We start from the raw sequence: 20,741 nt of genomic DNA, 5'->3' as shown, positions 1-20,741 counted from the left end.
TCGCTCTTCCAACATGGAGAATATATGCCGATCCATGTCATTGCCGACGTGTTGGGATACTATGGGGCGCACGATGAGCACGAAGAGCGGCGATGCCGAAACCGGAACCGGCACCCATGCGAAAGCGCGTCTTTCGACATTGGCGCTTGGTGCGCTCGGCGTGGTCTTCGGCGATATCGGCACCTCCCCGCTCTATGCCTTGAAGGAAAGCTTCGTCGGCCACCATCCGCTGACTGTCGATCATGTCCATATTTATGGCGTGCTCTCGCTGATCTTCTGGACGATGATGTTGATCGTCACGGTCAAATATGTCTTCATCGTCATGCGCGCCGACAATGATGGAGAGGGCGGGAGCATGGCGCTTCTTGCACTCATTTCCCGCACGCTTGGTGAAAATCGCTGGACGCCCGCGATCGCCATGCTCGGCGTGCTTGCAACGGCGCTTTTCTATGGCGACGCGATCATCACCCCCGCCATCTCGGTGCTTTCAGCTGTCGAGGGGCTGACGGTCGTCGAGAATTCGCTCGGACAGTTCGTCCTGCCGATCGCGATGGTTATCCTTCTGGGCTTGTTTCTGATCCAGCGACGCGGCACGGAAAGGGTCGGAGCATTATTTGGTCCCGTAATGGCGATCTATTTCCTCGTTCTGGCCGTGCTCGGCGTCTCCAATATCGTTCGTCATCCCGAGATACTCGAAATCGTCAACCCGATCTGGGCATTGCGCTTTTTCACGCTCGATCCGCAACTGGCCTTTCTGGCACTCGGCTCGGTAGTTCTCGCAGTGACAGGCGCCGAGGCGCTCTATGCCGACATGGGGCATTTCGGGCGCAAGGCGATCAGCATCGCATGGCTTTACGCAGCGCTCCCCTGCCTCATGCTCAACTATATGGGCCAGGGCGCGCTGCTCATCGACAATCCGGCTGCGGTAGCCAATCCCTTCTTCCTGCTCGCACCCGAATGGGCGCGACTTCCTCTTGTCGTCCTCGCGACGCTAGCCACCATCATCGCCAGCCAGGCGGTCATTTCGGGGGCCTTCTCGGTCACGCGGCAGGCCGTTCAGCTCGGCTTCCTTCCCCGCCTGCGGATTCTCCACACGAGCGCTTCGACCGTCGGACAAGTGTATGTGCCGTTCGTCAACTGGACGCTGCTCGTGCTCGTCATCGCGCTTGTGCTGGGCTTCCGCAGTTCGAGCAACCTTGCCGCGGCCTACGGCATCGCGGTTACCGGAACGATGGTTCTCACCGCCTGCATGCTCGGCATATTGACGTTCAAGGTCTGGCGCTGGCATCCCTTGCTTGCCGGCGGCGTGACGGGCCTCTTCCTCTTGATCGATGGCGCCTATTTCGCATCGAATGTGACAAAGATTCCCGACGGCGGCTGGTTTCCCCTTCTCGTCGCGGCGACTGCGTTCGTCCTGCTCACCACCTGGTCGACCGGACGCAAGATCATGCGGCGCTACCTCCAGCTCGGCGCGATGGATCTCGACCTGTTCGTCAAAGCCACCGCAACCTCGGTCAAGCGCGTCCCCGGAACGGCGATATTCCTTTCCTCTTCGGTGGATGGCGTGCCGCCGTCGCTGCTGCACAATGTGAAGCACAACAAGGTCCTGCACGAACGTGTGATCATCCTGACAGTCGTCACCGACGACGTGCCGCACCTTCCGCCGGAAGAAGGCGTCAGCGTAATCGCTTCGGGCGAAGGCTTTTATCGCGTGCGATTGCGGCACGGCTTCATGGAGGACGTCGATATCCCGGCCGCGCTAAGCGCTTTCGATGGCGCAGGCGGCCCGATCAACGGCTTCGAGACCAGCTATTTTCTCAGCCGCCAGACACTGATCGCCTCCAGCAAGCCAGGCATGGCCATCTGGCGCGAGAAGCTCTTCGCCTGGATGGTCCAGAACGCCGAAAGCCCGATGGAATTCTTCAAGCTTCCAAGCAATCGCGTGGTCGAGCTCGGATCGCAGGTCGAGATCTGACAGTCACCCGACCATTTCGGCGACAAAGGCGACAAGCGCCACGATACTGCACATATAGACGCTCAGCAGCAGCGGTCCCTGGGCGCCAAGCCAGTCGACGACCCGCTCGCGCGTGCCCGACGGGGACTCGATTTCCTTTCTGTTCATGGGATGCATTTAGGCGATCCGGCCATTTGAATTCGAGAGCGGGAAAGCCCTGACCGCATAGAATTTCCATATATTCGCCGTCGATGCGCCCGGACCTTCTCAGTTGGTCGAAGCGCCTTCCTCGGCGACGCGGTCGCTCTCTCCCTCGCTGCCGAGCCGAAGGCGATAGCCGATACCGAGCTCGTTACAGATGATTTGCGGCCGTTGCGGGTCGGCTTCGAGTTTCTGGCGCAATGTGCGGACGAGGACCCGCAGATATTCGACATGATGTTCATGCTCGTTCGGCCAGACTTCGGCCATGATCTGGTTGTGCGTGATGACGCGGCCCGGAAAGCGCGCCAGCTGGGCGAGCACCGCATATTCCTTGGGCGTCAGATGAACTTCCTTGCCGCCCTTCGTGACGGTTCGCGCGATCAGATCCATCATTACGTCGCCCACCGACAGCGTCAGGTTTCCGCCGTCGCGGGTGAGCCGGTTACGCAGCGCGACGCGCACGCGGGCGAGCAGTTCGTCGGTGTCGAACGGCTTGGTCAGATAGTCGTCGGCGCCGAGATCGAGCGCCGCCACTTTCTCGTCGGTCGCGTCGCGCGCCGACACGACGATCAGGGTCGTGTCCGATTGTTGTTTGAACAGCGGCACGAGTTCGAGCCCGTCGCGATCGGGCAGCCCCAGATCGAGCAAGGTGATGTCGGGTCGCTCCTCGCGCAGCCGCTCGGTCGCCTCGCGCGCATTTTCGGCCTCGACGATCGCATAGTCGGCCCGTGCCAGTGCCGCGTGGATCAACCGTCGAATATGGGGTTCGTCATCGACGATGAGGACCTTGTGACGGACTTTCATGGGATATCCTTGTCGGTGAGATTCGAGATGATCAGCGCTTCGGGAATGTGGATCGTGAAGCGCGCGCCGTGCGGTTCGGCATTGTTGCCCGCCTCGACCGTCAGCCCCATCGCCTCGGCAAAGCCCTTGACGATCGCGAGACCGAGTCCGGTGCCATGCTTGGCGCGGTCGCTCCCCTCGAGCCGGGTAAAGGTTTCGAAGACGCGCTTTTCGTTGCCGGGCGCGATGCCGCGCCCCTGGTCGATCACCGACAGCGCAATCGAGTCGGCCGTGCGGCTGGCGCGGATGATGATCGGTGTGCCGGGGTCGGCATATCGGCCGGCATTGTCGAGCAGATTGATCAGGCAATGGTGGAGCAACACCGGATCGACGCGCACCAGCGGGATATTCGAGCTGATGTCGATCTTCACCTCATGCCCCGCGAGCGATGCCCGCGTGTCGTGAGCGGCGCTTGCCGCGGCGTCGAACAGTTCGGTCGCCTCGACCTTCATCGGCAGCGCCCCCGCCTCGACGCGCACCATGTCGAGCAGGTTCGAGACGAAGCGATTGAGGCGCAGCGCCTCGGTCTCGATCGTCTCGGCCATTTCGGGCGAGGGATGGCGGCGCATTTCCTGCGCGGCGGAGAGGATCGTGGTGAGCGGGGTGCGGAGGTCGTGACTGACCGACGAGAGCAACGCCGCACGCAGCCGGTCGCGCTCTTCGATCTGCCGCGCGTGGAGCGAGGCTTCTTCGAGTTCCATGCGGTCGAGCGCGATCGACGCCTGATCGAGCAGGCTCATCAGCAGCGGCACCTGATCCGACCGCACCGGTTCGCGCGCATCGTCGCGCGTCATGCCGAGTACCCCGAGCACGCCGCGCGTGGTGCGAAGCGGGTGGAAGAGCCAGTCCGACGCGGTGAGCGTCGACGAACCGCGTCCGGCGGGTTGCTCATTGTCCATCGCCCATTGCGCCGCCGCGCGCTCGATCTGCTCGAGCCGGTCTTCGGGCGGCACCGCGGCGCGGAGCATCGGGCCGTCGGCGGAAGGCAGGAGGAGTACGGTGCGGACGTCGAGCAGGCGTCCGACCTCGGCGCAGATCGCCTGCATCAGCGTGTCCTGATCGGGGGCGGCGGTGAGCTGGCGCGAGAAGCTTGCGAGCGCGGCGTTCTGGCGCGCGCTCGACTGCGCGAGATCGGCCTGCGCGCGGACGCGCGCGGCGAACTGGCTGGTCACCACAGCGACGCCGAGCAGCACGAGGATGCTGATGACATTTTCGGGATTGTTGACCGTCAGCGTGCCAGTCGGCGGCAGGAAGAAGAAATTATAGGCGAGGCTCGACGCGAGCCCCGCGAACAGCCCGGCGCGCACGCCGAAGGTCGCAGCGGCGAACATCACGGGGATGAGATAGAGCAACGAGATATTGCCGAGATCGATGACTTCGAGCAGCAGGCGGCCGAGCACGGTCATCAGGGCGACCAGCGCAAGCGACACGACATAGTGCGATGGCTTGCCCCAGCGGCCGGGAACCGCGGCCGCGCGGTGCTGGACCGTCCGCGTATCGGGCTCGCCGGGCAGGACGTGTACCGCGACATCGTCGATCGTCCGCACGAGCCGGTCGACGACCGAGCCGTGGCGCAGCTCGAACCACCACGGGCGCGCCGATTTACCGACCACGATCTGCGTCGCGCGTGCATCCTCGGCAAAGGCGCGCAGCCCCTCGACGACGCTCGCCGCCGGAACGGTCGCGGTCGAGGCGCCGAGCCGCGATGCAAGCGCGAGCGTATCGGCAAGCTGCCTGCGGTCGTCGTCGGTCATCGCCTGGCTGCGCCGCGTCTCGATATAGACCGCGGTCCATGGCGCCTTCAGCGCGTCGGCGAGCCGCTTGCCCGCGCGCACCAGCTCGGCGGCGACGGGCAGCTCGCTGACCGCGACGACGATCCGCTCGCCGACCGCGAAACTGCCCGCGAGCGCGTGGCTGCGGACATGGTCGAGCATCTGCGCGTCGACCGCCTGCGCGGCGCGGCGGAGCGCGAGCTCGCGCAGCGCGGTCAGGTTCGACTTCGAGAAGAAGTGGGTGAGCGCGCGCGTCGCTTCCTGCGGAATATAGACTTTGCCGTCGCGCAGCCGCTCGATCAGCTCGTCAGGCGGGATGTCGACGACCTCGATCTCGGCGTTTTCGAGAATGCTGTCGGGGACGGTTTCGCGGACGCGGACGCGCGTGAAGGATGCGACGACGTCGTTGAGGCTTTCGACATGCTGGATGTTGAGCGTCGAATAGACGTCGATCCCGGCGTCGAGCAGTTCCTCGACATCCTGATAGCGCTTGGGATGGCGGCTGCCCGGCGCATTGGTGTGCGCCAGTTCGTCGACGAGGACCAGCTGCGGCCGCCGTTCGAGGATCGCGTCGATGTCCATCTCGCCGAGGCTATGGCCTTGATGCTCGACCTGTCGCCGTGGGATGATCTCGTGGCCGTGGACAAGCGCCTCGGTCTCGCGGCGGCCGTGCGTCTCGACCACGCCGACGACGACATCGACCCCGGCCTCGCGCCGGTGGCGGCCGTCGGTCAGCATCTCCCACGTCTTGCCGACGCCGGGCGCGGCGCCGAGGAAGACTTTCAGACGGCCGCGGCCTTCCTGCGCCGCCTGACGCAGAAAGGCCTCGGGTGATGGTCGGTCGTTTCCTGTCACGCGGCGGGTTTAGCCCCAAAGGCATCGAGTCGTCGATTGAGCTCGAACACATTCACCCGCGGCTCGCCGAGGAAACCCAGAATCGGGCCTTCGACGCTCCGTTCGACGAGTCCGCGAACCGCGGCGGGGTCGATGCCGCGCGCCTTTGCGATCCGATCGACCTGATAAAAAGCCGCCTCGGGGCTGATATCGGGATCGAGCCCCGAGGCGGAGGTCGTCACCAGGTCAGGCGGGACATTGGCCCTTGGCGCCGTTTCGGAAAGCTTTGCAACGTCACCCTTCACGCGGTCTGCGAGCGCCTGCGACGTCGGGCCGAGGTTCGAGCCCGACGAGGCGAGCCCGTCATAGCCCTTGCCCGCCGCCGACGGCCGTGTGTTGAAATAGCGCTCCGACGTGAAAGCCTGGCCGACGACGGTCGAGCCGACGATCTTGCCATTCTCCTCGGCGAGGCTGCCGTTCGCCTGGCTCGGGAAGAGCGCCTGCCCGAGGCCGGTGAGTGCCAGCGGATAGGCGAGCCCGAGCAGCACGGCGAAGAGCAATGTCATGACGAGCGCGGGGCGCAGCGAGCTGATGATATCCTTGTTCATGTCTTTATCCTCAGACCAGACCCAGGCCGCCAACGGCCAGGTCGATGAGTTTGATGCCGATGAAAGGCGCAACGAGACCGCCGAGACCATAGATGGCGAGGTTACGCGCGAGCAGCGGTCCTGCCCCCATCGGCCGATAAGTCACGCCCTTCAGCGCGAGCGGCACGAGCAGCGGGATGATCAGCGCGTTGAAGATGATCGCCGACAGGATCGCGCTTTCGGGGCTGGTCAGTCCCATGACGTTGAGCACGCCAAGCCCCGGATAGAGCACGATGAACATCGCGGGGATGATCGCGAAATATTTGGCGACGTCGTTGGCGACCGAGAAGGTCGTCAGCGCGCCGCGCGTCATGAGCAACTGCTTGCCGAGGCCGACGACCTCGATCAGCTTGGTCGGATCGCTGTCGAGATCGACCATATTGCCCGCCTCGCGCGCGGCCTGCGTCCCGGTGTTCATCGCGACGCCGACGTCGGCCTGCGCGAGCGCCGGGGCGTCGTTGGTGCCGTCGCCGCACATCGCGACGAGCCGCCCGCCCTGCTGTTCCTTGCGGATCAGCTCGAGCTTGTCCTCGGGCGTCGCCTGCGCGAGGAAATCGTCGACCCCGGCCTCGGCGGCGATCGCCGCGGCGGTGAGCGGATTGTCGCCGGTGATCATCACGGTACGGATGCCCATCGCGCGCAGTTCACCGAAGCGTTCGCGGATGCCCGCCTTGACGATGTCTTTCAGGAAAATCGCGCCAAGTAGCTGGCCGTCCTTCGCCACGGCAAGCGGCGTCCCGCCCGCACGCCCGATCTCGTCGGTGACACGGCGAAGCTCGGTTGCTGCGGCGGTTGCACCCGCGCCGGGGTTGGCCTTCAAGACCGAATCCACAGCCCCTTTCTGGATGACGCTTTCGCCAAGCTTGATGCCCGAGATGCGGGTTTGAGCGGTGAAGGGAATCACCTCGGCCCCCGCAGGCAGATCGGTCATCGTCTGCCCGAATTTCTCGCGCGCGAGTGCGACGATCGAGCGCCCCTCTGGGGTTTCGTCGGCGAGGCTGGCGAGCAGCGCGGCTTCGGCGAGCACCGACATCGACTGGCCACCGACGGGACGGAACTCGGTCGCCTGACGGTCGCCGACGGTGATCGTGCCCGTCTTGTCGAGCAGCAACACATCGACGTCGCCCGCCGCCTCGACCGCGCGGCCCGATTTGGCGAGCACGTTGAAGCGGACGAGGCGGTCCATGCCCGCGATGCCGATCGCCGAGAGAAGCGCCGCGATCGTCGTCGGGATGAGCGTGATGAGCAACGCCGCAAGGATCGCGACCGGAATGCTGCCGCCCGCGTAGGAGGCAAAGCCCGGGATCGTGCCGACTGCGATCAGGAAGATGATCGTCAGCCCCACGAGCAGCAGGGTCAGCGCGATTTCGTTCGGCGTCTTCTGCCGCTCGGCGCCTTCGACAAGCGCGATCATCCGGTCGAGGAAGCCCTGCCCCGGATTGACCGTCACCTGGACGCGGATCTCGTCCGAAATAACGCGCGTGCCCGCGGTGACCGCGCTGCGGTCGCCGCCCGCCTCGCGGATCACCGGCGCGCTCTCGCCGGTGATTGCCGCTTCGTTGACCGAGGCGACGCCCGCGACGACTTCGCCGTCCGACGGGATCAGGTCGCCGGTTTCGACGAGAACGATATCGCCGACCTTGAGCGCGCTGGCCGGAACGCTTTCATAGGCATTCCCGTCGCCCTTCAGCTTCTTGGCGGTCAGGTCGGCCTTGGTCGCGCGCAGCGAGGCGGCCTGCGCCTTGCCGCGCCCTTCGGCGAGCGCTTCGGCGAAGGTGCCGAAGAGCACGGTCAGCCAAAGCCAGATGACAAGCTGCAGCTTGAAGCCGGTGGCGAGCCCATCGTGACCGACGACAAGCAGCACCGTCAGCAACGTCGCGACGACCGCGGTGGTGAACATCACCGGATTGCGGATCAGCTCTTTCGGGTTGAGCTTGCGGAAGGCGTCGCCGATCGCCGGGACGATCAGGTCAGCCGTGAAGAGAGACTTGGTTTCGGACCGAGCCATTTGCATATGTCCTTAGAAGAGCTGGCCGTTGATCATCGCGAGATGATCGGCAATGGGACCAAGCGCGAGGCTGGGCAGGAAGGTCAGGCCGCCGACGATCAGCACGATGCCGATCAGAAGGCCAGTCCACAGCAGTCCGGTGGTCGGGAAACTGCCCGCCGTCGCCGGCGTGTATTTCTTCGCCGCGAGACCACCCGCGATCGCCAGCATCGGAATGATGATGAAGAAGCGGCCAAGCCACATCGCGACGCCAAGCATCCCGTTGTAGAATGGTGTACCGGCGGTCAGGCCGGCGAAGGCCGAACCATTGTTGCCGACCGCGCTCGTGAACCCGTACAGGATTTCCGAGAAGCCGTGCGGACCCTTGTTCAAGGGGCCCGCGAGCCCCGCCTCCGTCACCGACGCAATCGCGGTGCCACCAAGGATGATGAGCGGCAACACTGCGATCGCGAGCACCGCGAGCTTGACCTCGCGCGCCTCGATCTTTTTCCCGACATATTCGGGAGTACGCCCGACCATCAGGCCGGCGACGAACACCGCGAGGATGGCGAAGAGCAGGAAGCCATAGATGCCCGCGCCGACGCCGCCGATGACGACTTCGCCGAGCTGGATGTTGAGCAGCGGGATCATCCCGCCAAGCGCGGTGAAGCTGTCGTGCATCGCATTCACCGCACCGCACGAGGCCGCGGTGGTTACGACCGCGAAGAGGGACGAAGCGGCAATGCCGAAGCGAACTTCCTTGCCCTCCATATTGCCGCCGGCCGCGCCAAGCTGATGAAGGATCGGGTTGCCCGCAGCTTCCTGCCAATAGGTGACCGTAACGCCGGCGAGGAAGATCGTCACCATCGCGGCGAGGATCGCCCAGCCCTGGCGCTGGTTACCGACCGCCTTGCCGAAGGTCCAGGTCAGGCCGAAACCGATCGCAAAGATCGACAGCATCTGGACAAGGTTGGTCACCGCGTTCGGATTTTCGAACGGATGCGCCGAATTGGCGTTGAAGAAGCCGCCGCCGTTGGTGCCGAGCATCTTGATCGCTTCCTGCGACGCGACCGGGCCGAGCGCGAGCGTCTGCTTCACGCCTTCGAGCGTCGATATATCTACCGATCCCGCGAGAGTCTGCGGCACGCCGTTCGCGATCAGGAAGATCGCATAGACGACGCAGATCGGCAGCAGCAGGTAGAGCGTGATCCGCGTCACGTCGGCCCAGAAATTGCCGATCGTCTTCATCTCGCGCCGCGCAAAACCGCGGAACAACGCGAAGGCGAGCGCGATGCCCGTCGCCGCCGACAGGAAGTTGTGGATCGTGAGCCCGAGCATCTGGCTGAGGTTCGACAGCGTTGCCTCACCCGAATACCATTGCCAGTTGGTGTTCGTCGTAAAGCTGATCGCGGTGTTGAAAGCGCCGTCGCTCCCAACGCCTGCATAGCCGAGCGGATTTCCGGGCAAAACGCCTTGCAACCGCAGAATCACGTAAGTGAAAAGCAAGAGAACGACGTTGAAGATCAGCATGTGGACCGCGTAGCGGCGCCAGCCCTGCTCTTCGTTCGGGTCGATGCCCGACAACCGGTAAAAGCCGGCTTCGACCGGCCCGAGGATCCGGTGGAGCGGCGTCCGCTCGCCCGCGTAGAGCGCGTACATCCACTTGCCCAGCGGCTTGGTGAGCGCCAGCAATATGGCGACGAAAGCGATGATCAGAAGCCAGCCCTGAAAGGTCATGGCGCGCCTCCCTTAAAAGCGTTCGGGCCGTGCGAGCACGGCGACGAGATAGAGGAGAAGGCCGAGCGCGGTGGCGCCCGCTAGCCAGAGGTCGAGTGTCATTGCATCAATCCTTATGCGTCGTCGCACAGCCGCGCGTAGCCAAGGCTTGCGGCGACCAGCCCGAGAATGATGCCGATCCAGAGAAGATCCTGCATGGGTTTGCTCCAGCATGGCGCTGGCCACGGGAGGTGGCACGAGTCGTCTGCTCATACCTCAATAGTGATGGTCGGCATTTGAATGCGAGATACGCAAACTTACTGATGCATAGTATTTCCATATGATTCTACCGATTTTCACGTTGTGGCGCGCCGGAGCCCCGCTTCGTCGCGGCGTCGACCGCCGCGCTCTTCGGCGACATAGGAAAATCTCAACGCCGCAATCGCCGCGCTGATCTGGAGAAAATATGCGCCGCCCGCGCATGATCGCGTCCGGACTCTCCGGTCGCCCCTCTCGGCCGGAGGGTCTTACGTACAACGCACAAATCCACCGCTGAAAACAAATGAAAATACAATGGGCGGCGCGCTTCCTCGATCTCGAATCCCTATGCGCGACCCCATAGATTGCCGGCATCGAGTCCCGATCTTCGGGCATCGATTTGAGTAGCCAAGGAGCATCTCACCATGATTTCTGCGATTTCCGCGGAGCCCGACCCAGAAGGGTGCATCGTCTTCGTCGGCCGCGACGCGGCCGGCCACTGGCTTGTTCAAGGCTGTAAAGGACAGCTCGAAGGCCGGTTCATTTCGCGCACAGCCGCCTGGGCCTTTGCCCGCGCCGAGTGCCGTGGCCTTCCGGACGCGCGGATCGTCGACGCACTGCGTCCGCTGATCCCGACCGTATCGTTCGAACCCCTGCGGCCCGACGAATCTGCAATCGACCGCGCGGCTTGAGGAAGCTCGTGATGCATTATTCGTATAGAGCACCCGCCGGCATCATCTGGATGGCACCCGCGAGCGGTTGGGGGATGCCAGCGCCAAGCGCGCAAAGCCGGGCCGAGAAGGACCGCCGTTGGCCCGCGGTGCTTCGCAAGCTCAAGGGCCTGCACAAGCGCGGGCGTCGGAGCATCCGCATCGTCGACGCCGATTGCGGCACCGGCGAATTGCTGTTGCATACCGTCCGACGTGCGCGCGAAATGGGCTTCCTGGCGATCGAAGGCCGCGGCATCGATGCCGATCCAAGCCTGGTCGCCAGCGCCCGCCGCGCGGCGGCGCGGCAGCCCGATCCCGCGATCGGCCTCGTCTTTGAACAGGCCGAGAAGGATCGCGTGATGCGCGAAGAAGCCGAATATCCGGCCGACCTCCTGCTTTGCTCGGCAACCGATGCCGAGGCACGCGAGCTTGCAGCACTGGCGCGAACCGCGGCGAAAACAGTCTTGTGGGACCGCACCGCAAAAAACGGAGGCGAGGACGCATGACCCAGCGTGACCTCTGGTGGCGCGCTGCCGGGGCCGTCTTCGTCGGCATGGGTTATGGCTTGACCCGTGCTGCAACCGGAGCCGGCGGCGCCGGCGATATTGTCGGCATCGTGGGCCTCCTGGCCGCAGCCGCCGGTCTCCTTCTCATCCTCGCCGGAAAGAAAGCCGCGCTCGCGCTGCGCGTCGAGCGGAGCCGCCACCGCGAACTGCCGGGCGCGATCCGCGCCTCGCGCCGCGCCCGACGGGACGAACTCTAACTGCAACGCTTTCCAAGGATCGACTTCATGTCCTCTTTTCATTTGCGCGGCGGCGAAATGCACGCCGAATCGGTTTCGCTCGATACGATCGCTGCCGCGGTGGGCACGCCGGCCTATGTCTATTCGGCCGACGCCTTGCGCCGTTCGGCGCAGCGCTTTCGCGGCGCGCTGGGCAAGATACCGCGCAAGCAGTTGATGTTCGCAGTCAAGGCCAATCCGTCGCTCGCCGTGCTGCGCGTTCTCGCCGACCAGAACTACGGCGCCGATATCGTATCGGGGGGCGAGCTCTCCTCTGCGCTTCGCGCCGGTATTAGCGATAACCACATCGTCTATTCGGGCGTCGGCAAGACCGTTCCAGAACTCATCGCGGCGCTGGACGCCGGAATCGGCCGTTTCAACCTCGAACTCGAACGCGAGGGGCAACTGTTGTCGGCGCTCGCTACCCAGCGCGGGCGGCGCGCTCCCGCACTGCTCCGGATCAATCCCGACGTCGATGCCAGCACGCATGCCAAGATCACGACGGGACGCAGCAACAGCAAGTTCGGCATTCCGTTGGACGAAGCAACGCGGATGTACGACCGGCTCGCCGCCCTTCCCGGGCTCGATCTCCACGGCCTCGCTGTCCATATCGGCAGCCAGATCACCAATATCGGACCGCTGGAGACCGCCTATCGCAAGATCGGCGATTTGATCCGCGTGCTGAGACAGAAGGGGCACCGCGTCTATCATGTCGATCTCGGCGGAGGGCTCGGTGTCGCTTACAAGCCGGGACAGGTCGATGCCGACGTCGAGACCTATGGCGCGATGGTGGCCAAGGTCACTCGCGATTGGGATGTGACATTATTGTTCGAGCCCGGACGCTTCATCGCCGCCCACGCCGGTGTGCTCTTGACGCGGGTCCTTTGGGTCAAGCCGGGCGCCCGCCTTCCGTTCGTCGTAGTCGACGCTGCGATGAACGACCTCGCCCGTCCCGCGCTTTACGATGCGTGGCACGAGTTCGGGGCGGTGCGCCCGTCGGGAAAGCGTTTTACGGCGAGTATCGTCGGCCCAATCTGCGAGAGCGGCGATACTTTCGCGACGGAGCGCATGATCGACATGGTCGACGAAGGCGACCTCGCGCTGTTCCATACTGCCGGCGCCTATGGCGCCTCGATGGCGTCGACCTATAATTGTCGGCCCCTCGTCCCGGAAGTGCTCGTAGATGGCAACCGCTTCGCCGTGGTCGCCGAACGCGTCGCCCCGAATGACCTGCGACCGCAGCGACTGGCGCCCTGGATGACGGTCAAAGAACCACTCGCATCCGCGGCCTAATTCCCCGTTCAGAGCGGGACCGCGGCACGCACCTCCGCGCGACTCCTCAACGCAAACGCCTTACCTTGGCGCGGATCAGGTGGAGGCTGGTGGCCGGTTGCTCCCTGGCAGCTTTTGGCGTTGGACAGGCGAAAGCCGACTTAATCCCGCATTTATATCGCACCTCGGACGCTATCGAACTGGGCTGCCACATGGCGCGCATAGGGTAAGCCTTCGTCGCTGATCATCAGATCGTCGGCGTCCCATTCGATGATGCCTCGGCGCTCGTAATCGGCGAGAACATCTTGGACGCGATTCTTGTCTGTTTCGATACACGCCCGCCCGTTGCATAGAATGTCCCGAATAGTCTGTCCCCGCAGCTGCTGCACATCGTCGATAGTGACACCGCGCACCGCAGTCAGGCACCCCTCTCCGACCAGATCGCGGTATGGTCCCGCCCGCTTTTCATTCTGCACGATCAGGTCTGAAAAGCGACTGATCGCGCTTGCGCCGAAACCAAGCAACACCGGCGCGTCGTCGTCGGTGAAGCCCTGAAAATTGCGGCTCACGCGCTGCTCCTTGGCCGCAATGGCCAAGGGGTCATCGGGCAAGGCGAAATGATCAAACCCGACGGGAATATAGCCCGCGTCGGTCAAGCGCCGGTATCCGTGCGCTGCCTGTTCGAACCGAAGCCGCTGGTCGGGCAGTCCGCTGGCGTCGATCTGCCGCTGACGCGGGATCATGTCGGGCAGGTGCGCATAGCCGAACAGCGCGATCCGGCTCGGCTCAAGGCGGATCGTCTCGTCGAGCGTGGCGTCGAGGTCGGCGAGCGACTGACCGGGCAGGCCATACATCAGGTCGAAATTGATCGCGTCGATATCGCGCAGGCGTAGCGCCGCGACGACCCGTTCGATATGCGACAAGGGTTGGATCCTGCCGATCGCCTGCTGGACATGCGGCGCGAACGTCTGGACGCCGAGGCTGACGCGCGTGATGCCTGCGGCCGCGAGCACCAATGCCCATTCCGCCGAGAAGCCGCGGGGGTCGAGCTCGATCGACACGTCTGGCCGGTGCGCGTCGAAGACCGTGAGGATGCGGTCGAGCAGGCGTACCAACTCTACCGGCGCGATCGCGTTCGGGCTGCCGCCGCCGAACGCGATGCGCTGGACGCGTCCGCGCCCGCCCAGCCTTTTCGCGACGAGGGCAATCTCCGCGCGGAGCGCGACGAGATAGTCGGCCAGTCTCTGCTTCCGCCCCGCCGCCCCGGTGTTGCAGCCGCAATACCAGCATATCTGCTCGCAAAAGGGGATATGGACGTAGAGCGAGATCGGGGTCGCCGCCTCGATCGCGTCGAGCGCGCGCGCATAATGGGCGGCGCCGACATCGCCGGTAAATTCCATGGCGGTGGGATAGCTGGTGTAACGCGGCACCGGCTTGGCGAGCAGATCGGGGTGATAGGACCACATATGGACCTGCTAGGCCCGTGCCCGCGCCCGGTCATTGACCGGGATCAACACAGACGAATCAACAGCAGCGCTTTTTGACGCCGTCCGATTTGCTCCGCCGGTCGGCGACTGCGTGGCACGCCTTGGCACAGTCGCGGCGGTTATCGGGGTCGGCGGGATCGCCGGGGACGATCATCCGTCGCGCCGCGCCGCCGCACGACGGCACAGTCAGGATATGCGCCTCGACCGCAATCGGCGGCTGCATGAGCGCGGCCGCGCCCATCGCGACAAAGATGTTGCGGATGTTCATACCGACTCTTCTTCCTCCTCGACGAATATACGCAGAGCGGCGCCGTCGAGATCGTCGAATTGCCCCATACGGAGCGACCAGAAGAAGGCGGCGAGACCGAGCAGCCCCAGGCCGAGCGCGATCGGGATGAGGAATACCAGCCCGTTCACCGGATCGCCCCCTTCAGTCGCAGCGCGTTGCCCACGACAATCAGCGACGATCCCGACATCGCGATAGCGGCGACGAGCGGCGTGACGAGCCCCATGAAGGCGAGCGGCACCGCCACGGCGTTATAGCCGATGGCGAGGAGGAAATTCTGTCGCACCACCGCCTGTGTTCGCCGCGCCATTCGCACCGCCTGCACCACCGGCATCACCCGGTCGCCAAGGAAGATGCAGTCGGCCGCGTTCTTGCCGACGTCGCTCGCCGATCCCGGCGCGATCGACGCATGACCTGCGGCAAGCGCGGGGCCGTCGTTGAGGCCGTCGCCGACCATCAGCACCTTGCGGCCGAGCGCGGCCTGGCGTTCGATCGCGTCCAGCTTGTCCTGCGGGCTCATCCCCGTCTGCGCGGTCAGGCCGAGCTGGCGTGCCACCGGCGCAACGGCCTCGGCCCGGTCCCCCGAGAGGATCATCGCTTCGACGCCTTCGCGTGCCAATGCGCCGATGGCTTCGCCGGCGTCGGGCCGCAGCCGGTCGGCGAAGCGGATCGTCGCGACCGCCTTACCATCGACCGACAGCTCGGTCGCAAGCGCGTCGCCCAGATCGCCGCACTGCGGCCGCCCAAGTTTGACGGTGCTGCCTGCCCATCGCGCCTCGATGCCGAAGCCGGGGGTCTCCGCCATCGATGTCACTTCGGCGGGACGCACGTCAAAACGCCGCAGCCCGCGGGTCAACGCCTCGCTTAGCGGGTGTCGGCTCGCCTGCGACAGCGCGAGAATCAGCGACTTCACGCCGATGTCGAACCGATCGAGGCCGATGGCCTCGGGGCGCCCGAGCGTCAGCGTGCCGGTCTTGTCGACGAACGCAAGATCGACTTCGGCCAGCCGTTCGAGCGCCGAGCCGTCCTTGACGAGTACGCCCGCGCGCATCAGCGCGCCCGCCGCGACGATCTGCGCCGCGGGCACCGCAAGGCCGAGCGCACAGGGACAGGTGATGATGAGCACGGCGGCGGCGATCAGCAGGCTGTCGTGCCAGCCCGCTCCCGCGACCATCCAGCCAGCAAATGCCATCAGCGCAAGGCAATGGACCGCCGGCGCATAAAGCCGCGCCGCGCGGTCGGCGATGCGGACATAGCGCGATTTGCCCTGCGCCGCTTCGCCCATCAACCGCGCTATGTCGGCGATGGCGGTGTCGGCGCCCGCCGCCGTCACGCGCACGCGGATCGGTGCGTCGAGGTTCAACGTGCCGGCATGAACCCTCTCGTCGGGGTGGACCGATTGCGGCGCGCTCTCGCCCGTGAGTAGCGAGAGATCGAGCTGGCTGGCTCCGCCGACCACGACACCGTCGGCCGCCAGCCGCTCGCCAGCCGCGACGAGCATGACCATGTCGGGCTCGAGCGCGGTCGCGTCGACCCAGCGGCTGCGGCCGTCGTCGCCGAGTACCGTCGCGCCGCTTCCCATGTTGCGCAGCAGCGCCGTCACGCCGCCGCGCGCGCGGTCGCGCATCACGCTGTCGAGCCAGCGGCCGCAAAGCAGGAAGAAGAGCAGCATGACCGCGCCGTCGAAATAGGCGTGCTGGCCGCCGGTCGCGGTCTCATACAAGCTGATCGCGCAGACGAGCGCGACGCCGATGCTGATCGGCACGTCCATATTGGTCTGGCCGTGGCGGAGCGCCCGCCACGCCGAGCGGAAGAAGGACCGCCCGGCATAGGCGACGGTCGGCAGCGCGATCGCTGCTGACAGCCAGTGGAACAGGTCGCGCGTCGCCCCCGCCGCCCCCGACCAGACCGACACCGACAGCAGCATGATGTTCATCATCGCAAAGCCAGACACCGCAACGGCGCGCAGCAGTTCGCGGCTCGTTTCGGCTTCGGCGTCGGCTTCGTCTGGACCGGTCCCGATTGGATGCGCCTCGAAACCCAGGTGGGAAAAGGCGCCGATCAGGGCGGGCATGTCAGTGTCGGGCAGATAGGACAGATGCACGCGCTTTTCGGTAAAATTGACGCGCGCCGCGGCGATGCGCTTGTCGCGCACCAGCCCCTGCTCCAGCTTGGCGATGCATCCGGCACAGCGGATGTCGGGCACGGCAAAGTCGCGTTCGACGAGAGCGGCAGCGCTCATTGCAGATCCTCGCGATAGCGGGCCTCATCGGCGCCGCGTCGGACAATGAGGTCGAGCCGCCAGCGCCCCATCGCCAGCGGCTCGACCGAGCGCAACCCCCCGCCCGCCGCCGGCTCGAAACGAAGCGCGACGGACGCGGTGCGCCCAACGGGGTGATTGACGGTCGCGGAGGCCCGAACCCCCTCCAGCGACCGGCCCTCCTTGCGGATGGTCAGCAGGACATGCCGGCCCGCGTCGAGCGTCACCCCCGTATCCCATCCCAGCCGGGCCTGCGCGTCGGCGCGTTCAAGCCACCGGTTGTAGTTCTGGCTCGCGACATAGCTGTTCTCGACCACCGTGCCGCCAAAAGTCGACATGGCGAACCGCGCCATGGTGACATTGACCGCGATCACGACCGCAAAGAAAGCGACGAGGATCGCCGCCATATGCCGGCCGGTGAAACGCCGGGGTGTCGATGTGTCGGTCATTGTCCTGCCTCCGGCCGGTCGAACTGGATGGTGTCGCTGTCGCCGCGCGGATCGCCGTCGAGCCCGCGCGTTGCGATCGTGAAATCCTGCCGCGCCGGACCGGCGCCGGGCGCGGCGATGAAGAGCTTGATGCTCGTGACGCTGTCGGCGGGCAGCGCCAACTCGATCCGCTGCGCCGCATTTTCGCGCATGCCGGCATTCGTCCACAGCACCGCGCCGGGAAGCCCGCTGACGGTGACCGCGACCCGGCGCGGCCGCGTTTCCATATTACGCAGCTTCAGCGTGTAATTGTTGCGGATCTGGCCGTCGGAGAGCTGGACGTAGAGCGGGCTGCGATCGTGCTGGACCGCAAGGTCGAGACGCGTGCGCTGGCCGAGCGAGAAGAGCATCGCCGCGCCGATCGCGCTCCAGACGCCGAAATAGAGCAAGGTGCGCGGGCGCAGCAGCGTCTTGCGGATCGGCCGCCCCGCGCCGCCCGCCTTTTCGCTCGCCGCATCGTCGAGCGTGCAATAGTCGATGAGGCCGCGCGCCCGCCCGACCTGTGCCATCACCCCGTCGCACGCATCGATGCAGAGCGCGCAGGTGATACAGCCGATCTGCGGCCCTTCGCGAATGTCGATCCCGGTCGGGCAGACCGCGACGCACTGGTTGCAGTCGATGCAGTCGCCGAAGGCGCCGGGATGCGCCTGTGCTTTCTTGACGCTGCCGCGCGGCTCGCCGCGCCAGTCCTTGTAGGTCACCAGCAGCGATTTTTCGTCCATCATCGCGGTCTGGATGCGCGGCCAGGGGCACATATAGATGCACACCTGCTCGCGCATGAAGCCGCCGAGGATGAAGGTCGTGGCGGTGAGGACAGCGACGGTGCCATAGGCGATCGGCGCCGCCTGCCCGGTCCAGAAATCCACCGTCAGCGTCGGCGCGTCGGCGAAATACATGATCCAGGCGCCGCCGGTCCAGAAAGCGATCGTTAGATAGATCAGATATTTGACCGTCCGCTTTGACAGCTTTTCGAAGGTCCACGGACCGTTCGCCAATCGCACCTGCGCGTTGCGATCACCGTCGACCAGCCGGTCGACATGCTGGAACAGGTCGGTCCACACCGTTTGCGGACAGGTATAGCCGCACCAGGCACGCCCCACGGCGCTGGTGACGAGGAACAGGCCGATCCCTGCCATGATGAGCAGGCCCGCGACATAATAGAATTCATGCGGCCAGATTTCGATCTGGAACATGTAAAAACGCCGGTTCGCCAGATCGACGAGCACCGCCTGGTCGGGCGCATAGGGCCCGCGATCCCAGCGGATCCACGGCGTCGCATAATAGATCGCGAGGGTCACCGCCATGATCGCCCATTTGAAGCGGCGAAAGGGGCCGTTCACCGCCTTCGGGTAAATGCCCTTCCGCGCCGCGTAGAGCGGCGCCGACTGGCCGGAGAGATCCTCAGGGCTGGCCATCGGCTCCCGTCCCTTCGGCGACGGGCGCCAGTCCCTTTTCGCCGCCGCCCAGCGAATAGACATAGGCCGACAGCATCTTGATCGTCACGGGATCGAGCCGGCCGCCCCAGCGCGGCATCACGCCGTTGCGCGGCTGGTTGACCGTCGCGGTCAGGCTGTCGCGGTCGCCGCCATAAAGCCAGATCGCGTCGGTCAGTTTCGGCGCGCCGAACTGGCGTCCGCCCTGGCCGCCCGCGCCGTGGCAGACCGCGCAATTGTCCGCAAACAGCGCCGCGCCGCGCGCCGACGCGGCGCTCGCCTTTTCCTGCCGGCTGATAACCCGCACAAAGCTGACGACGTCGCCGATCTGTGCCGCGTCGAGAATGCCGTCGCGGCCGAAGGCGGGCATCAGGCTGGTGCGCGTGTCCTTGTGATCGGGGTTCCGGATGCCGTGCGTCACCGTATATTCGATGCTCGCGAGGTCGCCGCCCCACAGCCAGTCGTCGTCGGTCAGGCTGGGGTAGAGGTTTTTCACCCCCGCGCCGCCCGCGCCGTGGCACTGGACGCAATGGACGCGAAACGCCGCGCCGCCGCCTTGCACCGCCGCCTGCATCAATTCGGGTTTCGCCGGCAGGTCGGCGAGCGCAGTCGCGGCGATCGCGTTCATTGTCGGCGCGCGGCGCTTGGCGTCGGCCGCCATTTCCTTCGCAAGGTCCCCTCGGCTCGACCAGCCGAGCACGCCCTCGGTCGCGCGGTTCACCATCGGCCACGCCGGATAGAGGACGACATAGGCCAGCCCCCAGACGATCGTCGCGTAGAAAGTCCAGAGCCACCAGCGCGGCAACGGCGTGTTGAGCTCCTCGATCCCGTCCCATTCGTGACCGACCGTGGTCGTCCCGGTGGCTTCGTCGATACGCTTGTGCTCAGCCATGCTCGTCGTCCTTGAAGATCATGTTCGCGGCCTCTTCGTTGCGCGCGCGGGCGCTTGGCCGAAACGGCCAGGCGATGAGGGTGAGGAACAGCAGCGCCATCGCGAGCAGCCCCCAGCTGTCGGCGAAATGGCGGAGGTCGTTATAAGTCATTGCGCCACTTCCGTTTCGGACGGCCGCTCCTGCGGCGCGGCCTTTTCGACGTCGACGAGCGTGCCGAGCATCTGGAGATAGGCGATCAGCGCGTCCATTTCGGTGAGCCGGTCGGGGTCGCCGTCGAAGTCGCGGACCTGCGCTTTCGGATAGCGTTTTTGCAGGTCCAGTCCGGCGGCTGGATCGACCTGCGCCGCAAGATCATCGTTCGCCTTCGCAATGTCAGCCTTGGTATAGGGAACCCCGACGCGATAGAGCGCAGTCAGGTGGTTCGCCATGTCGCCCGTATCGAGGTCGCGATCCGCAAGGAAGGCGTACGGCGGCATGATCGATTCGGGCACCACGCTGCGAGGGTCGATCAGATGCGCCTTGTGCCATTCGTCCGAATAGCGGCCGCCAACGCGCGCGAGGTCGGGGCCGGTGCGCTTCGATCCCCATTGAAAGGGGTGGTCGTACATGCTCTCGGCAGCGAGGCTGTAGTGACCGTAACGCTCAACCTCGTCGCGGAACGGACGGATCATCTGGCTGTGGCAGGTATAGCAGCCCTCGCGCATGTAGATATTGCGCCCGGCGAGCTCGAGCGGGGTATAGGGCCGCATCCCCTCCACCTTCTCGACCGTGTTGTCGATCCAGAAGAGCGGCGCGATCTCGACGATGCCGCCGATCGCGACGGTGAGCAGCGCTAGCGCGCCGAGCAGCGTCACATTTCGTTCGACTTTCTTGTGACTGAAGCCCTTTTCGGCGGGTTTGGTGGCCATGGTCCGGATTC

The 20,741-nt window shown here is 65.3% G+C and carries 21 protein-coding genes; 5 read left to right on the top strand and 16 right to left on the bottom strand.

What is annotated here, in order from left to right:
- Positions 1–73 precede the first annotated feature (73 nt).
- The gene (locus tag QOL79_RS04085; protein WP_283418713.1) at positions 74–1,975 is read left to right on the top strand and encodes a potassium transporter Kup; all 1,902 of its coding nucleotides are present in this window, start codon (positions 74–76) and stop codon (positions 1,973–1,975) included.
- A gap of 3 nt (positions 1,976–1,978) precedes the next feature.
- On the opposite strand, the gene QOL79_RS04080 is transcribed toward QOL79_RS04085, so the two are convergent.
- From QOL79_RS04080 to QOL79_RS04050, 7 genes are all read right to left on the bottom strand, one after another.
- Positions 1,979–2,122: a hypothetical protein gene (locus QOL79_RS04080; protein WP_156416547.1), complete on the bottom strand. Its 144-nt coding sequence runs from the start codon at positions 2,120–2,122 to the stop codon at positions 1,979–1,981.
- A 99-nt stretch (positions 2,123–2,221) separates the two neighbouring features.
- Complete coding sequence (locus tag QOL79_RS04075; protein WP_058454070.1) at positions 2,222–2,959, bottom strand: response regulator; 738 nt, start codon at positions 2,957–2,959, stop codon at positions 2,222–2,224.
- The gene (locus tag QOL79_RS04070) at positions 2,956–5,625 is read right to left on the bottom strand and encodes a DUF4118 domain-containing protein (RefSeq protein ID WP_282947227.1); all 2,670 of its coding nucleotides are present in this window, start codon (positions 5,623–5,625) and stop codon (positions 2,956–2,958) included. The genes QOL79_RS04075 and QOL79_RS04070 overlap by 4 nt, the downstream gene beginning before the upstream one ends.
- Complete coding sequence (gene kdpC, locus QOL79_RS04065) at positions 5,622–6,212, bottom strand: potassium-transporting ATPase subunit KdpC (RefSeq protein WP_283418712.1); 591 nt, start codon at positions 6,210–6,212, stop codon at positions 5,622–5,624. The genes QOL79_RS04070 and kdpC overlap by 4 nt, the downstream gene beginning before the upstream one ends.
- Before the next feature lie 10 nt (positions 6,213–6,222).
- Positions 6,223–8,259 (bottom strand): potassium-transporting ATPase subunit KdpB, encoded by a 2,037-nt coding sequence (gene kdpB / locus QOL79_RS04060; protein WP_283418711.1) that lies wholly within the window; start codon positions 8,257–8,259, stop codon positions 6,223–6,225.
- A gap of 12 nt (positions 8,260–8,271) precedes the next feature.
- Positions 8,272–9,975 carry a potassium-transporting ATPase subunit KdpA gene (gene kdpA, locus QOL79_RS04055; protein ID WP_283418710.1) on the bottom strand — a complete coding sequence of 568 codons (1,704 nt, stop codon included), beginning with the start codon at positions 9,973–9,975 and terminating at the stop codon, positions 8,272–8,274.
- 12 nt (positions 9,976–9,987) lie between these two features.
- On the bottom strand, positions 9,988–10,077 hold the full coding sequence (locus QOL79_RS04050; RefSeq protein ID WP_283418709.1) for a potassium-transporting ATPase subunit F: 90 nt from the start codon (positions 10,075–10,077) through the stop codon (positions 9,988–9,990).
- A gap of 560 nt (positions 10,078–10,637) precedes the next feature.
- On the opposite strand from QOL79_RS04050, the gene QOL79_RS04045 reads away from it, so the two are divergent.
- The 4 genes from QOL79_RS04045 to lysA are packed head-to-tail and all read left to right on the top strand — an operon-like array spanning position 10,638 to position 12,996.
- Positions 10,638–10,904 carry a hypothetical protein gene (locus QOL79_RS04045; protein WP_283418708.1) on the top strand — a complete coding sequence of 89 codons (267 nt, stop codon included), beginning with the start codon at positions 10,638–10,640 and terminating at the stop codon, positions 10,902–10,904.
- Positions 10,905–10,915: 11 nt separating this feature from the next.
- Positions 10,916–11,428, top strand: coding sequence for an SAM-dependent methyltransferase (locus QOL79_RS04040; protein ID WP_283418707.1), 513 nt, complete (start codon positions 10,916–10,918; stop codon positions 11,426–11,428).
- Complete coding sequence (locus tag QOL79_RS04035; protein ID WP_282947214.1) at positions 11,425–11,685, top strand: hypothetical protein; 261 nt, start codon at positions 11,425–11,427, stop codon at positions 11,683–11,685. The genes QOL79_RS04040 and QOL79_RS04035 overlap by 4 nt, the downstream gene beginning before the upstream one ends.
- Positions 11,686–11,712: 27 nt before the next feature.
- Complete coding sequence (gene lysA / locus QOL79_RS04030) at positions 11,713–12,996, top strand: diaminopimelate decarboxylase (RefSeq protein WP_283418706.1); 1,284 nt, start codon at positions 11,713–11,715, stop codon at positions 12,994–12,996.
- A gap of 152 nt (positions 12,997–13,148) precedes the next feature.
- Here lysA and hemN read toward each other — a convergent pair whose 3' ends face one another.
- From hemN to ccoO, 9 genes are read right to left on the bottom strand one after another with little or no spacing between them, the layout of a single operon-like run.
- Positions 13,149–14,441: an oxygen-independent coproporphyrinogen III oxidase gene (gene hemN / locus QOL79_RS04025; RefSeq protein ID WP_283418705.1), complete on the bottom strand. Its 1,293-nt coding sequence runs from the start codon at positions 14,439–14,441 to the stop codon at positions 13,149–13,151.
- Between the two features lie 58 nt (positions 14,442–14,499).
- Entirely contained in the window at positions 14,500–14,730 is a 231-nt protein-coding gene (locus QOL79_RS04020; protein WP_058454078.1) for a hypothetical protein, read from the bottom strand.
- Positions 14,727–14,879: a cbb3-type cytochrome oxidase assembly protein CcoS gene (ccoS, locus tag QOL79_RS04015; protein ID WP_283418704.1), complete on the bottom strand. Its 153-nt coding sequence runs from the start codon at positions 14,877–14,879 to the stop codon at positions 14,727–14,729. The genes QOL79_RS04020 and ccoS overlap by 4 nt, the downstream gene beginning before the upstream one ends.
- A complete protein-coding gene (locus QOL79_RS04010) occupies positions 14,876–16,990 on the bottom strand; it encodes a heavy metal translocating P-type ATPase (protein WP_283418703.1) in 2,115 nt (704 codons plus the stop codon). The genes ccoS and QOL79_RS04010 overlap by 4 nt, the downstream gene beginning before the upstream one ends.
- Complete coding sequence (locus QOL79_RS04005; RefSeq protein ID WP_282947203.1) at positions 16,987–17,457, bottom strand: FixH family protein; 471 nt, start codon at positions 17,455–17,457, stop codon at positions 16,987–16,989. The genes QOL79_RS04010 and QOL79_RS04005 overlap by 4 nt, the downstream gene beginning before the upstream one ends.
- On the bottom strand, positions 17,454–18,911 hold the full coding sequence (ccoG, locus tag QOL79_RS04000; protein ID WP_283418702.1) for a cytochrome c oxidase accessory protein CcoG: 1,458 nt from the start codon (positions 18,909–18,911) through the stop codon (positions 17,454–17,456). Before ccoG ends, QOL79_RS04005 begins: the two co-directional genes overlap by 4 nt.
- A complete protein-coding gene (ccoP, locus tag QOL79_RS03995) occupies positions 18,898–19,821 on the bottom strand; it encodes a cytochrome-c oxidase, cbb3-type subunit III (protein WP_283418701.1) in 924 nt (307 codons plus the stop codon). Before ccoP ends, ccoG begins: the two co-directional genes overlap by 14 nt.
- Positions 19,814–19,972, bottom strand: coding sequence for a cbb3-type cytochrome c oxidase subunit 3 (locus tag QOL79_RS03990; protein ID WP_283418700.1), 159 nt, complete (start codon positions 19,970–19,972; stop codon positions 19,814–19,816). Before QOL79_RS03990 ends, ccoP begins: the two co-directional genes overlap by 8 nt.
- On the bottom strand, positions 19,969–20,730 hold the full coding sequence (gene ccoO, locus QOL79_RS03985; RefSeq protein ID WP_058454085.1) for a cytochrome-c oxidase, cbb3-type subunit II: 762 nt from the start codon (positions 20,728–20,730) through the stop codon (positions 19,969–19,971). The genes QOL79_RS03990 and ccoO overlap by 4 nt, the downstream gene beginning before the upstream one ends.
- Between the last annotated feature and the right edge of the window lie 11 nt (positions 20,731–20,741).

The sequence above is a fragment of the Sphingopyxis sp. Geo48 genome (assembly GCF_949769155.1).
Classification (GTDB): Bacteria; Pseudomonadota; Alphaproteobacteria; order Sphingomonadales; family Sphingomonadaceae; genus Sphingopyxis.
The sequence above is the reverse complement of the archived record's forward strand: the minus strand, read 5'-3'. Positions and strand labels throughout refer to the sequence as shown.